Consider the following 13,853-nt stretch of genomic DNA (forward strand, 5'->3'; position numbering starts at 1 on the left):
CTATTTTTTAATCTTTTCTGCTATACGAAGTTTAGCGGATCTCGCCCTTCGATTTTCTTCAATTTCATTTTCCGACGGCACGATCGGTTTTTTTGTTATAATTTTGATTTCTGGCAGCATTTCGTTGGGAATTATCGGTATGTTGCGCGGAATTTCTGCTTGGCTGGCAGCTTTTCTAAACGCCAGTTTGCAAATTCGATCTTCTAAAGAATGGAACGTAATAACACATATCCGCCCTTCTGGAGCTAACAGTTCAATTGCCTGACTAACCGCGCTTTCAAAAGCGGAAAGCTCGTCATTGACGGCAATTCTAATTGCTTGAAAGATGCGTTTGGCAGGATGCCCACCTTTTCTTCTAGCGGCGGAAGGAATGGCCTCTTTTATAATTTCCGTCAGCTCGCCAGTTGTTTGAATGGCCTTTTTTTTGCGGGCAAGTTCAATTTTTCGAGCAATTTGCTTTGAAAATTTTTCTTCTCCGTATTGAAAAAAAATTTTTACAAGCTTTTCATAAGGCCAGGTGTTGACAATGGTAAAAGCGGAAAGCTCTTGGTTTTGATCCATTCTCATATCAAGTGGAGCGTCATATTGATAGCTGAAGCCTCGTTCCGGTGTGTCCAGCTGAGGCGAAGATACTCCCAAATCAAACAAAATCCCGTCTACTTGATGAACACCCCTAGAGAAAAGCTCTTCTTTTAAATGTTTAAAATTGCTTTTGATGATGGTTACTTTATCTTGGAAGGGCGCGAGTTTTTCCTTCGCAAAAGCAATTGCAGCTTCATCTTGGTCAAAGGCGTATAAATGTCCAGTTGTCAGCCTTTTAGCAATTTGTTCGCTATGGCCTGCCCCTCCTAATGTGCAATCAACATAAATTCCGTCCTCTTTTATTCGTAAACCTTCAATCGCTTCATCCAGCAAAACTGTCTTATGTACAAACAATATCCAGCACCTCGTTTCCAACGGAAGAAGTTTTGATCATGGATAGGATGAACATCAAATATCAAAATCAATCATGTTTTCTGCAATTTCTTCAAATGATTCTTCTTGTTCAGCCACGTATTGCTCCCAATTTTGTTTGCTCCAAATTTCTATCCGACTGGAAACGCCGATGACGACGCATTCTTTTTCCAATTTCGCGTAGGCAAGAAGTGGAGCCGCAATGTTAATCCGTCCTTGCTTGTCCATTTCACATTCAATAGCGCCGGAAAAGAAAAATCGTGTAAAAGCTCGGGCATCTTTTTTTGTTAATGGGAGAGCTTTCAGTTTCTCTTCAATCACTTTCCATTCGCTGAGGGGATATCCAAACAAGCATTGATCAAGACCTCTCGTGAGAACAAACTTCTCGCCAAGGCCTTCCCTGAATTTTGCGGGTACGATCAATCTTCCTTTTGAATCGATCGTATGTTGGTATTCTCCCATAAACATCACGTTGGCCCCACTTTCATTTCTTTTCCACCACTTCCCCCCACTTTTCACCACAAATTTATTGTACTATTAATGGACATAAAAAAAAACCCTGTATGACACAGGATTTTTCAAAAAATAGTTTTATAATTTGACAATTTTATGTTTTCCATTGAAAGTATATGTCAACTGCTGCAAATCTTTTACAAAATTCGGCCCATATTTGTTTAAATAGTAATAAATATTCCATACTCTTTCTTGCCATTGATTATTCGGTTTCAGTGAATACTCAATACGCCTGAACTTTTGCAGCTCTGCTTCATATTTTGCATGTATCTTTTTTTGAACGATCCTTTCCACAAAATCTATCTGCTGTTCGATAAATTGTGCGTTTTTTCGCAATACGGGCGCTAAGCTTTGGTCGAAATCCTCTATTTTTTCTCGCAATGACCGATGAATGTCCTCAATCTCTTCTTTTGCTTTCGACACATATGCGCTGACATCAAAAGGCTCCTTTTGTTTAAACCACCTATGTTTTAACGGTTCAACCCCCTGCTTAAGAACCTCTTCTAACGGCAGGTCTAATTCTAGCAAGTCCGACTCTATGTTTCTTTCTAAAATCGTCAAATGAATTCTCGGAATAACTGGCGGCACATTCATCGAGAATAAATGAAATACCCCTTTTAATTCTGCCCAATATGCAATTTCTCCTGGTCCGGCGATAAAAGCCAAAGTCGGAAGCAAATATTCCTGCATGACCGGTCTTGTCACTACATTATTGCTGAACTTCCATGGATTCATTCTGACTTCTTCTAAAAGATCAGACAACGAAGACGTCCAATTGATTTCAGGGATCGAAAATAGATTCTTCTCTTTTTCTATGAGCAAATAGCGCTCATCTTCTATTTGATAAAACAGATTGGCGCAGTTTTCTCTCATTGTAATTGCTTGATATGGATATCCTTCTTCTTTTAAAATTTGCTGCTGCTTGACGACTTGATGATAAATGCTGTCAGTTGCCATGAGCATTTGTTCGAAATAAGATTTTTCCAATTCCCGCAATTCTTTTGATCCAGAGTTGATAAGTACAATTCCTTCATCTCCGAACATGGAGATGAGTAATCGTTCAAAAAATTCAACATAAGTGGCAGATTGGTCAAGCTCATGATACAAAGAAGCAAGCAAATGTTTCGTATATTTCGTTTCGCCAAATGCCGCAAAAACTTCTTCCAGCCAAATGCGACAAGCGTTTTTATCAATTGATAACTCCGATATCATTGTTTTTTTACGTTGTGTTTGCATGATCGTTTTCTTTTTCAAACGTCCTCTGTCTGTCACATAGAGATGATTAATTTCGTCAAAGTCATGATCCTCCCCCGCGATCCAAAAAACGGGAACAACAGGTATGTTCAGCTTTTTCTCTTGCTCTTTCGCCAATGCCAATATGGAAATGATTTTATGTATTGTATATAAAGGTCCTGTTAAGAGTCCAGCTTGCTGACCGCCCACAACGACGACACTATTCGGATTTTTTAATTTTAAAATATTCTCCATTATCTGTTCTGTTGCGTTCAGCCGCTTATGATATTGGATTAAAACATCCGCCAGCTCATCCCTCTTATAAGTCCTTGATAAAATATCGTCATATCTTTTTTGAAATACATCTTCTTGAAATGGATCATAATCAAAATATTTTTCAACCTCTAATCGCCGATTTATATAATTGTTCACAAAAGGATTGGATTGAGGAAGGAAGAGTTCAAACGCCTCCATATCTATTAACTTCCTTTCTTCGTTCATTATCATTACCCCGACAAGAGTATAGCATGTAATATTTTCAAACAAAAAAAATTTGCTTTTATTTATTCACATTTGATTCATTATGTACATAAACACCCCGATGATCGCCATGCTCTCAGACAGCAGAAAAAATATTAAAAAAGAGCTTCTCCACATCATTTTCAATGCTTTCATCCATTTGATCTCGTCAGTGAATACGAATTGAAGTCCAGCTGTCGCCAAAAAAAGCAACAAATATAAACAAAGCAGCCATAAAAACGATTGATGATGCCAAATAACAGAAAGCTTGATCCAAAATGAAACGGCAAAAAATACAGCAGCCACATCCACGCTCAAAAGGAAAGATTTTTTCTTACTCTTTAATAAAACACGAAAAAGAACCAAAAACAGCAGCCACGCGGCCAATGGAAACGTCACAAAAAAGGCGATGATTCCTATAACAATTCCCATCAACGTTCCTCCCGGTTTTCCAACCCTTTAATCGCATTGTACAAAAATTCCATTGTACAAGTATGAGCACCCTTTTCTTTCCCTTTTTGAATGAGATCCCCTAATATTGAATCAATTTCTGTTTTTTTATGATGTTCAATATCCGACAGCATTGATGAACGATTGTTTTTTGTCTTTATTGCAATACTTTCAATATATTCCCATAAATCATCCTTATCATTTATTTCAAGAACATCACATACTTCGTGAAATAGCTTTTTGGCAAGCTTTGCAACATAAGGATTGCTGACGATGTGGCCATTCGGCATTCGAAATAAGGCAGTTAATGGATTAATAACTGCATTTGCGGCCAATTTTTTCAATACAACCGGCTCCCAATCCTCTTCATATTGTATCAAAAATAAAGGATCAGACGTATTTAACTGATCAATAAATTCCCGCGCCCCACCGCCGTCATACGGGCTGATGCGAATTTTCCCAATACCAGTATGGTGAACGGTATTGGGGGATTTTTTTAAGGCGCCGTGCTCTACAACACCTATATACAATTCATGTTGGGCAAGCTCTTTCATTCTGCCGATATGAGTTATGCCGTTTTGAACAAATACAATCTTTTTCGGCGGCAATTGCTTTAGATTTCCAAATAATGACGGCAGACTATATTGCTTGACAGCAATAATTAATATTTCTTCTTTATATAATACATCTGCACGTGATTTTACATATGCAGTCCAAGGGTTCGGGCCTATGACATGTATCCCTTCTGTCCTTACCGAAATTGCCTGCTCTTCCGTCTTTGTATAAAGGGTAATGTCATGTTTTCGGCTAAGGTATGCCGATATTAACAAGCCTACAGCTCCTCCGCCAATTACACCGATCTTCAAGTTCTCCACCTCTCTCATATGTATCATAACAAACAAAAACTAAAAATTCTTCTTTTTCCTGAATATAATTAAAAATTTGATTATATTTGCTTTTTTATTATTTTTTCAATGTTATTTTCTCTTTATGTTTAGTATAATGTGAGTGAAAAGGCGTCTATCATTATAGCGGCAATTGGGGGAGATTCGCCATGGTAAAAGTGGAAAAATTATTAGTCAATTATAAAACTTTAGAGGAATTTAAAAAATTTAAAGAATACGGTTTACAAGAATTATCCATGCTGGAGGATTTAGAAGCAAATATTATCGAAAATAACAGCGATTCGCCCTTTTACGGGATTTACTACGGAGACAAATTAATTGCCCGGATGAGTTTATATCGGGTGGATAAAAAATATGATCAATATTTTGAGCCAAAACAGGACTATCTTGAGTTATGGAAATTGGAAGTGCTTCCTGAATACCAAAGAAAAGGGTATGGAAAAGCGCTAGTTGATTTTGCCAAATCGTTCGGCTTGCCTATAAAAACAAATCCGCGTATGAAATCGGCTGGCTTTTGGGAAAAGATGGGCTTTGTCCCTGTAAAGTATGATATGAAACGAGATCGTGGAGAAAATCCTCTCGTTTGGTATCCTAACGGTGTCACTGTCAAAGAAAAGGGAGCTCATTAAAAAAAGACGCTGCCAGCGTCTTTTTCAAAGTCAGAAGTCGATAGTTGATGAAACCGACACGCTTTGTCGGTTTCATCTATTTTTAGAATCTCCCTTTTTTCATTCCTGACCGAACTGAAACGGTCTTTTTTTATGTTTCATTTTTTCTTCCTCCGCCTCTTCTTTCAATCCTGCTCGTTCCCTCACTTTTTCCATCATTTTAATAAAAGCGTAAAATTCATTTTCAATCTTCTTCAATTGTTCATGTAATTGTTCATTTTCGTTTTTAAATTCTTCTACTTTTTGTTCTAGAAAAGAGATTTTTTCACGCAAGCTTTTATTTTCTTCTTCCAACCGATTGTTCACCGGTTGGTGCTGTGTAGACTTTAAAAAAGCAATCACATCATCGATAGTGATTTCCGATCTTCCACCTGCTTCCTCATAATGAAGCAGCTTTTTTTCGGAATTTTTCTTTTCTTTTTGCTGTCTAAATTTTTTACGTTCCTGTTTCGCAAGTTCAATGTCTGTTTCATATTTTTTTCGCAAATATGAATTCCAGCGAAAACCGCATGCAGCAGCCGTTCTTGAAAGTTTCTCCGCAACGATCTCAAAAGCCTTTAGTTGTGTTCCGCCTTCGCGAATATGCTGCAAAACAATTTCTTTCAAGAGCAGATCTTCATCCTCTGTCCATGCATCTTGCCGTGTCACCGCCATTTGTTCATCCCTCCGTTTTGATTTGACTTTTTCTTAAAAATGATTTTTTAAAAATAGAATGAGATGTAACAAATCAATTGTTGCTTCCATTCTCTTTTCTAAATTTTGTGATGCGAGCTTTTTGCCTCATCTCAACTATTTCATGCAATTTTTAATAATATATATGCCTGTAATAGAAACGATAGAAGCACAGTTTTAGTTGAAAGGAAAAAGAATGTGCTTCTTTCATTGACATTTCTTCTGCTTCCTAAAAAGTTTTTTTTGAAAATCGAGGGAGAATTGAGAGATGCATTAGTAAATTTGGAAGAAGCGGTTGTTCTAATTCGGCATTCGACATTTTCTTCACATCTTTTCCCATTCCGCCAGCAGGCTGGCTGTCAAAAAAGAGGATATTTTTTAGAGTCTAGCTTGGAGGAGATTTATGCTAAAAGGACAAATCTTCTACTCATATTCGTGAAGTCGTTCGCTTAACATTAGAGGAAGGATCGTTTTCTCGGCAGCTTCATGGAGCCTTAGGAATAAAGAGGATGCACAGATTGCAGAATGGATTAAGAAATTTTCAAAGATTCAAGGAAGCCTTTGTGCCAGGAGAAAAAATATGTATGTATTGAAAAGCTTTTTCTCGCGCTTTAATACAGAAAGTCCAAAACGATCAAGCCGTTCAAGCAGATCTTAAGCCGCATTTGCTTTCACAAAATGTAACGGCCTTTCCCCGACTGAATATCGAGAAAAGGCCGCAGCTAAATTGTCTACTTGACACGGGTATGGTCACTTTTCATTATTTGTTTACTACTTCTCTGCCTTTGTATGTTCCGCAAGATTTGCATACGCGGTGCGCCAGCTTCATTTCTCCGCAGTTTGGACATTCTACCATACCTGGAACTTGTAATTTAAAATGTGTACGGCGCAATCTTTTTTTCGTTTTGGATGTTCTTCTAAAAGGTACTGCCATTTTTCCCACCTCCTTACAGAGCAAAGCTTTAAGAATCATTTTCTTTCTTATCCAATAACTTAGCTAAGCTAGCTAATCTTGGGTCAATTTTGTTTTGTTGTTCTTCCTTTTTTATTAACTTCCAAAACTTTCCTTCTTGAGGTGCTGCTTCCTGCTTGTTTTCCTCTTCATCACTAAACACTTGAAGCGGAATTTCTAAAAGGACAAGCTCATGAATGATTGGCATTAAATCAATGACTTCTCCTTGAACAACATGTGTTTGCTCACTCGTTTCATACTCGTCGGAGCTAAACAAAAACGTTTCCGATGTGCGGATTTCAAATGGATATTTAACATCAACAAGTGTTCTTGCGCAAGGAAGCGTCATTTCGCCAGTAATTGTTAAATGAAAGATGACTTTCATAGAGCTTATATCTGCATGTCCTTGAACATGAACAGGAGTTATCTCCCGCAAATCAGGATGATTTTGGACAAGATCATATAGATCGACATCTTCATTGATTTGTAAGCCTTTTTTCTGCAGTTTATACAATTGATGAACAGACCATTTCAACATATATCACCTCAAGACAACAAAGGTTATTATAGCTTTCAAATAAGTATTTGTCAATATTTTTCCTTTACACTATAATATAGGCATTATTGCACAAATATATTGATGAATTGAAAAAGAAGGTGATGGAGTTGAAGGCGGTCGGAATTGTTGTAGAATATAACCCATTTCATAACGGTCATTTACACCATCTAGCCGAATCAAAGAAGAAAGCAAATGCTGATATTGTCATTGCAGTGATGAGCGGTCATTTCTTGCAAAGGGGAGAGCCGGCACTCGTCTCAAAATGGGCGAGAACAGAAATGGCTCTAGCAGGCGGCGCAGATTTAGTTTTTGAACTTCCGTTTGCCTTTTCAACGCAAAGCGCAGAAATTTTCGCCAGCGGCGCCGTGTCGATTTTAGATGCGCTTGGCTGTGATTCACTATGTTTCGGAAGCGAGGTCGGAAAAATTGACGCTTTTCTTGAAACATATGAACTGCTGGAGAAAAGAAGCGATGATTTCGTTCATCTTTTGAAAACAGCGCTTTCGAAAGGCAACAGTTATCCAAAGGCCGTTTCCATTGCTTTTCAAAAAATTGCTTCCGGGGAAAAAACGCTATTAGATTTAAGCAAACCGAACAATATATTAGGATTTCAATATGTCAAAGCCATTGTTCAACAAAAAAGCTCGATGAAGCCTCTTACAATCGAGAGAATTGGCGCCGGCTACCATGATGAATCATACCATCACCCGAGCATTGCCAGCGCAACAAGCATCCGAAAAAACATTGTTCATGAACAAAACTTGTCTTCCATGAAACATTATGTTCCGGAAAGTTCGTTTCGCATTTTACTGAATTATAAACAAACTTATTCAGCCTTTCACGATTGGGAGCTTTACTTTCCATTTTTAAAATATTCTATATTGTCCAAAACTTTAACAGAATTAAAAGAAATATATGAAATGGACGAAGGCTTGGAACACCGCGTTGTTCACCATATTAAAAGGGCTGCATCATTCCACCAGTTTCTATCTCTCTTGAAAACGAAAAGATACACATGGACAAGATTGCAAAGATTATGCACCTATCTTTTGACCAATACGAAAAAAGAAGAAATGGCGAGCATATTAAAAACGAAAAAAGCCCCGTATATTCGTTTGCTCGGAATGTCAGGGCGGGGGCAAAGCTATTTGCAAGCTGTTAAAAAACAGTTGGAGCTGCCGCTTATTTCTAAAGTTTCGTCCTATTCTTCAGATGTATTGGAAATGGATCTCAGAGCGACAAATGTTTATGCGCTCATCCTCAACGAACCTGCCGCAACCGAGTTTATGAAGCTCGAGTATACAATGCCTCCTATACGTTACGGGCTTCCTTAACCGGAAGTCCTCATTGTTTCTAAATAATGGACGGCATCATCAAATGTATCCACCGGTATGATTTTCATATCAGAATGAATGGAGTCTCGTGTCTTCAGCGCTTCTTCATAATCGGAGCCTCTCTTGCCGTTTTCGTTAGGGGCAAAAAATATATCAATCCCAGCACGGTCTGCTGCTATCACTTTTTGTGAAATGCCGCCGATCGGACCTATCTCCCCTTTTTCATTAATCGTTCCTGTTCCAGCAATTTCTAATCCTTTTGTTAAATCCGTTTCCGTCAGCTGATCGTAAATTTCAAGAGCCATCATCAGACCTGCTGAAGGACCGCCGATATCTTTTGTATTGATAGTAATACCTGGTGAAGTCGTCAATTTTTTATCCGTCACGACGCCAACACCGAGACCCGTTTTATTAGGATAACCAGGAATTTGGACAAGTTCTACTGATGTATCAATTATTTTTCCATCTCTGTTTATTTTTAGTGATATATGATCGCCTTTTTTCTTCCCTTTTAAATAATCAGTGAATTGCTCTGAAGTTTTTATTTTCATTCCATCGGCTTCGACGATTCGGTCGCCAACTTTTAATTTTTCCCTTGCCGGTACTTCTTTCATAACCTCCAATACTGTAACGCCATTATTTGTAATAGTAATTTTTTTGCCGGCTTCTTTATAGGCGATGGTAATCGCAGCTTTTTGTGAAGCTTCCATTATATGTATTTGACGTTTTATATATTCCTCATCAGATTCATCTTCTTGGCGGACATGTTGAATCGGCATAATCTCATAATCATTCTGCATTTTCGCCCATAAATACGTAAATAATGTTGCTCTCCCGAAACGGACTGTTGTTAACGAAAAGCTGCCCTCTTCCTTATATCCGTTTTCAACATGAATCATATTGGATAAATCATTGACCAATCCCGGTTTTGTAATATAATAAGGGAGCTTGATGAAGGAACCGGAGAGTGCGACAATGATGCTGATGATAAGAGAAATAATAATGCGTTTACTTTTCATGATTGGTCTCCTTCCATTGGTTGATCTTATTCTTGATCTCATCAATATGTTTCGTTGCTTCCTCTTCACCGAGTTTAATAATTTCATCAATTTTCGTAAACGCTCCGCTGTGAAAATGTTCAACACGCGGGCAGATCACTACATCTGATGTTATTCGATGCTGCGCTAACTCATTTTGCATAATGTCTAAACTCCGCATAATGACATCAAAAATGGACTGAATGCGAGCTTCTTTTTTGACATGTGATACATCGACCGCTATTACGATATCAGCCCCCATTTCTTTCACCGCTGAAACGGGAACCCGTTCAATCACTCCTCCGTCAACTAATAACGAGCCGTTATAAGAAAAAGGAACAAAAATTCCCGGAATCGAAATGCTTGCCCGAACGGCATCCGCAACAGGACCTTTTCGAAAAACAACTTTTTTCCCTTCATTTAAATCGGTTGCAACGACCGCTAAAGGAATCGGCAAATCTTCTATATTTTGATTTCGGGTAAAAATTCGAATTAACTGTTTAATGCGGTCTCCTTGAATAAACCCCATTTTTGGAACGGTTACATCGATAAAATATTTTCGTTTAAATGCTGCCGCCAATTTATACATTTGTTCAACAGTTAAACCTGAGGCATAAAAGCTTCCTACAAGGGCCCCCATGCTCGAACCGGAAATCATATCAATCGGTATTTCATGCTGCTTCAACACTTTCAAAACACCCAGATGAGCAAAGCCTCTAGCTCCCCCGGAACCTAACGCCACACCAATTGTTGGATGTTTCGGCATAAACGGAGCCCCCTTTCATGAATTTGTTATTCATCATATGGTCTAAAATGCCACCCTATTCACGTATATTGAATTATAGGTTGTACGAAAACCTCTTATTCATTCTATCATGTCAGCTTATACGTGTGCAGTTTTCAATAGGGGGCATAACAATTGAAAGAGGCAAAAATTAAAACTGCTTTATACGCAACCGTTATTTTCTTTATCACCTGCGCGATTATTTTTTTTCCTGACGCCTCACTTGAGGCATCAAAACGGGGATTACATATGTGGTGGAACATTGTTTTTCCTTCCTTGCTGCCTTTTTTTATTGTCTCGGAAATTCTTATATCAATCGGTGTGGTCCGTTTTATCGGTGTGTTTTTAGAACCGCTTATGCGGCCCGTTTTTAAAGTTCCAGGAGCAGGGGGATTCGTTTGGGCAATGGGGATGGCTTCCGGATTCCCCGCCGGGGCAAAATTAACTGCAAGATTAAGACAAGAAAACCAGATCTCAAGACATGAAGCGGAAAGGCTTGTGTCTTTTTCCAACTCTTCAAATCCGCTATTTATTTTCGGAGCTGTGTCAATAGGTTTTTTTCAAGATAAAAATCTCGGATTGCTGCTGGCCGTTTCGCATTATTTAGGAAATGTTTTCGTCGGGCTAACGATGAGATTTTGGGGAAAAGATGAAAAAAAGCCGCAAAAAGAAACAGTACATTCGAAGCCATCATTTAAAAAAGCGTTTCAGCTTATGCACGAAATGAGAATGCAAAATGAAAAACCTCTTGGAAAAATGCTCGGGGATGCCGTTCTCAATTCTGTCCAAACGCTGCTCGTCATCGGGGGCTTTATCATTTTGTTTTCGGTATTAAATCAAATTTTAAGCATCGTTCATGTGGCGGACATAGCAGCAACTTTCATATCGTCTTTGTTTATTCTTGTTCATATACCGACTGAGCTTTCCGTTCCGTTTTTTTCCGGACTGTTTGAAATAACATTAGGCAGCCAGCTTACAAGCCAGGCACAAGCCGCCATGCTGGATAAGGTGATCATCACAAGCTTTATATTGGCATTCAGCGGCTTCTCCGTTCAAGCACAAGTGGCAAGCATTTTAGCAGAAACAGACATCCGCTTTAAGCCTTTTTTCTTCGCCCGCATTATGCAAGGGATTTTTTCAAGCCTTTCTGCTTTGATCTTATTCAAGCCTTTATATATCGATCTATTGTCAAAGAATGAAGGTTATGCACCGGCATTTATATTTGAAAAAACGCCAAGCTTTCTCACGGAGTATTGGCTGCTCCTTTCCAAAGTCGGCCCCGTTATCACGATTTGCACGCTCATTGTGTATATTTTGATTTACTACTTTCGTTTAAGAAATAAAAGTGGCACATAAGAAAAGGTTCGGAAACCAAAATTTTCCGAACCTCAAAAAATTATTTTTTATACATATGCTCATATTTTTTCTTTAATGCTTCTTCCACTTCATACGGTACAAGCTCAGAAACTTTTCCGCCGTATTTAGCGACTTCTTTAACAATACTTGAACTTAAAAACGAATACTGATTGTTTGTCATCATAAAAAAAGTTTCTATATTTTCATCCAGCACTCTGTTCACTGAAGTGATTTGCATTTCATATTCAAAATCAGAAACAGCCCGAAGGCCTCTCAATATAGCGTTCGCATTTTTGCTTCTCGCATAATCAACGAGCAGCCCTTGAAAGGATTCAATGTATACGTTCGGTAAGTTGCCCGTTACCTTTCTCAGCAGCTCACATCTTTCTTCTACAGTAAATAGCGGCTTTTTTGAAGAATTGTTTAAAACGCAAACATACACTTTTTCAAATACATTTGCCCCCCGCTTTATGATGTCTAAATGTCCATATGTAACGGGATCAAAGCTTCCCGGACAGACTGCAATGCTTGCCAAAATAAATACCCCCATCCGACTTCAAACATTTTGATACAAAGATACACTTGTTATACCATATCTCTCAGACTTCGTTTTTGCAAGTGATAAAACTTGGTCTGGCAATGTTACTTCATAGCTATGCTCGCACACAACGACACCATCCGTTGACAATAAAGACTGCTCATGAATTACCTTTAGAATAGATTCTAATTTTTGTTTTTTATAAGGCGGATCCAGAAATATGATCCGAAACTTCAGCCCGCGTTTGCTGACAGCTTTTAACGCTTGATCAGCGCTGGTGCGATATACTTCAGAACAGTCGTTTAACTTTAAATTTTCTAAATTCTCTCGAATCGTTTGAATCGCTTTCATATCTTTATCAATAAAAATAGAGCATTCTATCCCTCTTGATAAAGCTTCTATTCCAAGACTGCCGCTGCCGGCAAACAAATCTAAAGCAAGTCCCCCTTCAAAATATGGTCCGATCATGTTAAATATTGCTTCTTTTACTTTATCTGTCGTCGGTCTTGTCGTCTTTCCAGGAACCGATTTTAATGCTCGTCCTTTTAATGCACCGGAAACCACTCTCATACCATTCACCACAACTTGACAAAATTCTCTTTTGGCTCGGAATAATATTAACATAGAAAATGTAAGATCATCAATTAAATTTGACAGCTGTTTTTTTGCAGAAGCGAGTATAATTTTTTGCCAATTGACCATAATGAAAGTGACAACATCAGTTGTGATGGTGTTGTTGCCAACCGCGGAGAAGACTTACGTTTCCCCATAAGTTCTTCCTCCGGTTTCTCCTCTCCCTTTCCCTTCTGCTTTGAAGATTTTGCTTCAAAGCTAGGAAGGATCCTGCAGATCCAATCTGCAGGCTTTTTTTTTATTCTTTCAATTCTTCCATTTTCATGATACATTTATTTACGGACAAAAGCGCAATACATTTAGCTTATGAATTTAGCAACCAAATACCCATTGGAGGAAGGATAAAAATGATCCAGCGATTTATTGAACTAGGAGAAGGATATTCAGATATATACGAATTATTGGAAATCGCAAAAAGAAATCAAGACCGGATTTCGCACTTTCTAGTCCTTTATACAGTAAAAAATGGAAAAGAAGTTTGTTCGCTCGTCATTGTGTTAAAACCGACGGAGATAGGTGATTTCCAACCTCTTTATATTTGCCGGGAAGGCATCCCAAATCCGCAGAAAAAAACGAACAAACGATTTGAACTTTTTCAACAGGCTGCCGAAACATATGGTCATGAGCTGATCGAGCTTGTTGTAAAGCCCTCAGACCAATTTTCTGATGTTGAATTGTATTACCAGCATTTAATCGGCATATTGCGGATGAACCGATACATACCTTCTTTACAATAGTAGGACAGC

General features: G+C 38.4%; 16 protein-coding genes. 4 read left to right on the forward strand and 12 right to left on the reverse strand.

What is annotated here, in order from left to right; genetic code table 11:
* The 5 genes from rsmH to NSQ84_RS10900 form a co-directional block, all read right to left on the reverse strand.
* Positions 1 to 936 (reverse strand): 16S rRNA (cytosine(1402)-N(4))-methyltransferase RsmH, encoded by a 936-nt coding sequence (gene rsmH, locus NSQ84_RS10880; protein ID WP_066251827.1) that lies wholly within the window; start codon positions 934 to 936, stop codon positions 1 to 3.
* A gap of 54 nt (positions 937 to 990) precedes the next feature.
* The gene (gene mraZ, locus NSQ84_RS10885; RefSeq protein ID WP_063388503.1) at positions 991 to 1,422 is read right to left on the reverse strand and encodes a division/cell wall cluster transcriptional repressor MraZ; all 432 of its coding nucleotides are present in this window, start codon (positions 1,420 to 1,422) and stop codon (positions 991 to 993) included.
* A gap of 123 nt (positions 1,423 to 1,545) precedes the next feature.
* A complete protein-coding gene (gene bshC / locus NSQ84_RS10890) occupies positions 1,546 to 3,201 on the reverse strand; it encodes a bacillithiol biosynthesis cysteine-adding enzyme BshC (RefSeq protein ID WP_157727999.1) in 1,656 nt (551 codons plus the stop codon).
* A 66-nt stretch (positions 3,202 to 3,267) separates the two neighbouring features.
* Positions 3,268 to 3,651, reverse strand: coding sequence for a DUF3397 family protein (locus NSQ84_RS10895; protein WP_063388505.1), 384 nt, complete (start codon positions 3,649 to 3,651; stop codon positions 3,268 to 3,270).
* The gene (locus NSQ84_RS10900; protein ID WP_063388506.1) at positions 3,651 to 4,535 is read right to left on the reverse strand and encodes a 2-dehydropantoate 2-reductase; all 885 of its coding nucleotides are present in this window, start codon (positions 4,533 to 4,535) and stop codon (positions 3,651 to 3,653) included. The genes NSQ84_RS10895 and NSQ84_RS10900 overlap by 1 nt, the downstream gene beginning before the upstream one ends.
* 188 nt (positions 4,536 to 4,723) lie before the next feature.
* On the opposite strand from NSQ84_RS10900, the gene NSQ84_RS10905 reads away from it, so the two are divergent.
* Positions 4,724 to 5,203: an N-acetyltransferase gene (locus NSQ84_RS10905; protein WP_063388507.1), complete on the forward strand. Its 480-nt coding sequence runs from the start codon at positions 4,724 to 4,726 to the stop codon at positions 5,201 to 5,203.
* Positions 5,204 to 5,302: 99 nt separating this feature from the next.
* Here NSQ84_RS10905 and NSQ84_RS10910 read toward each other — a convergent pair whose 3' ends face one another.
* The 3 genes from NSQ84_RS10910 to NSQ84_RS10920 all read right to left on the reverse strand — a co-directional run bounded on the left by NSQ84_RS10910 (position 5,303) and on the right by NSQ84_RS10920 (position 7,401).
* Complete coding sequence (locus NSQ84_RS10910) at positions 5,303 to 5,896, reverse strand: RsfA family transcriptional regulator (RefSeq protein ID WP_066251829.1); 594 nt, start codon at positions 5,894 to 5,896, stop codon at positions 5,303 to 5,305.
* Between the two features lie 778 nt (positions 5,897 to 6,674).
* Positions 6,675 to 6,848, reverse strand: a complete 174-nt coding sequence (gene rpmF, locus NSQ84_RS10915) for a 50S ribosomal protein L32 (RefSeq protein WP_063388509.1) — start codon at positions 6,846 to 6,848, stop codon at positions 6,675 to 6,677.
* 28 nt (positions 6,849 to 6,876) lie between these two features.
* Positions 6,877 to 7,401, reverse strand: coding sequence for a YceD family protein (locus tag NSQ84_RS10920; RefSeq protein ID WP_066251834.1), 525 nt, complete (start codon positions 7,399 to 7,401; stop codon positions 6,877 to 6,879).
* 131 nt (positions 7,402 to 7,532) lie between these two features.
* Here NSQ84_RS10920 and NSQ84_RS10925 point away from each other — a divergent pair, with 131 nt between their 5' ends.
* Entirely contained in the window at positions 7,533 to 8,759 is a 1,227-nt protein-coding gene (locus NSQ84_RS10925; protein ID WP_066251837.1) for a nucleotidyltransferase, read from the forward strand.
* Here the strand turns inward: NSQ84_RS10925 and NSQ84_RS10930 are convergent.
* A complete protein-coding gene (locus tag NSQ84_RS10930; protein WP_066251839.1) occupies positions 8,756 to 9,778 on the reverse strand; it encodes a SepM family pheromone-processing serine protease in 1,023 nt (340 codons plus the stop codon). The two genes, NSQ84_RS10925 and NSQ84_RS10930, sit on opposite strands and share 4 nt — an antisense overlap.
* Positions 9,768 to 10,562, reverse strand: a complete 795-nt coding sequence (locus tag NSQ84_RS10935; RefSeq protein WP_063388513.1) for a patatin-like phospholipase family protein — start codon at positions 10,560 to 10,562, stop codon at positions 9,768 to 9,770. The genes NSQ84_RS10930 and NSQ84_RS10935 overlap by 11 nt, the downstream gene beginning before the upstream one ends.
* 153 nt (positions 10,563 to 10,715) lie before the next feature.
* Between NSQ84_RS10935 and ylbJ the strand changes: the two genes are divergently transcribed.
* Positions 10,716 to 11,936 carry a sporulation integral membrane protein YlbJ gene (gene ylbJ / locus NSQ84_RS10940; RefSeq protein WP_133309190.1) on the forward strand — a complete coding sequence of 407 codons (1,221 nt, stop codon included), beginning with the start codon at positions 10,716 to 10,718 and terminating at the stop codon, positions 11,934 to 11,936.
* A gap of 40 nt (positions 11,937 to 11,976) precedes the next feature.
* On the opposite strand, the gene coaD is transcribed toward ylbJ, so the two are convergent.
* On the reverse strand, positions 11,977 to 12,471 hold the full coding sequence (gene coaD / locus NSQ84_RS10945) for a pantetheine-phosphate adenylyltransferase (protein ID WP_063388514.1): 495 nt from the start codon (positions 12,469 to 12,471) through the stop codon (positions 11,977 to 11,979).
* 21 nt (positions 12,472 to 12,492) lie between these two features.
* Positions 12,493 to 13,044 (reverse strand): 16S rRNA (guanine(966)-N(2))-methyltransferase RsmD, encoded by a 552-nt coding sequence (gene rsmD, locus NSQ84_RS10950; RefSeq protein WP_066251986.1) that lies wholly within the window; start codon positions 13,042 to 13,044, stop codon positions 12,493 to 12,495.
* Positions 13,045 to 13,454: 410 nt separating this feature from the next.
* On the opposite strand from rsmD, the gene NSQ84_RS10955 reads away from it, so the two are divergent.
* Positions 13,455 to 13,844 (forward strand): hypothetical protein, encoded by a 390-nt coding sequence (locus tag NSQ84_RS10955; protein ID WP_063388516.1) that lies wholly within the window; start codon positions 13,455 to 13,457, stop codon positions 13,842 to 13,844.
* Positions 13,845 to 13,853 lie beyond the last annotated feature (9 nt).

The sequence above is a fragment of the Aeribacillus sp. FSL K6-3256 genome (assembly GCF_037965805.1).
GTDB lineage: Bacteria > Bacillota > Bacilli > Bacillales > Aeribacillaceae > Aeribacillus > Aeribacillus composti.

What these genes read in the sequence shown, in the direction of transcription:
- mraZ (WP_063388503.1), bottom strand. Translation starts at nt 1,422, where the DNA reads ATGTTTATGGGAGAATACCAACATACGATCGATTCAAAAGGAAGATTG.
- bshC (WP_157727999.1), bottom strand. Translation starts at nt 3,201, where the DNA reads ATGAACGAAGAAAGGAAGTTAATAGATATGGAGGCGTTTGAACTCTTC.
- NSQ84_RS10895 (WP_063388505.1), bottom strand. Translation starts at nt 3,651, where the DNA reads ATGGGAATTGTTATAGGAATCATCGCCTTTTTTGTGACGTTTCCATTG.
- NSQ84_RS10905 (WP_063388507.1), top strand. Translation starts at nt 4,724, where the DNA reads ATGGTAAAAGTGGAAAAATTATTAGTCAATTATAAAACTTTAGAGGAA.
- NSQ84_RS10910 (WP_066251829.1), bottom strand. Translation starts at nt 5,896, where the DNA reads ATGGCGGTGACACGGCAAGATGCATGGACAGAGGATGAAGATCTGCTC.
- rpmF (WP_063388509.1), bottom strand. Translation starts at nt 6,848, where the DNA reads ATGGCAGTACCTTTTAGAAGAACATCCAAAACGAAAAAAAGATTGCGC.
- NSQ84_RS10930 (WP_066251839.1), bottom strand. Translation starts at nt 9,778, where the DNA reads ATGAAAAGTAAACGCATTATTATTTCTCTTATCATCAGCATCATTGTC.
- NSQ84_RS10935 (WP_063388513.1), bottom strand. Translation starts at nt 10,562, where the DNA reads ATGCCGAAACATCCAACAATTGGTGTGGCGTTAGGTTCCGGGGGAGCT.
- rsmD (WP_066251986.1), bottom strand. Translation starts at nt 13,044, where the DNA reads ATGAGAGTGGTTTCCGGTGCATTAAAAGGACGAGCATTAAAATCGGTT.
- NSQ84_RS10955 (WP_063388516.1), top strand. Translation starts at nt 13,455, where the DNA reads ATGATCCAGCGATTTATTGAACTAGGAGAAGGATATTCAGATATATAC.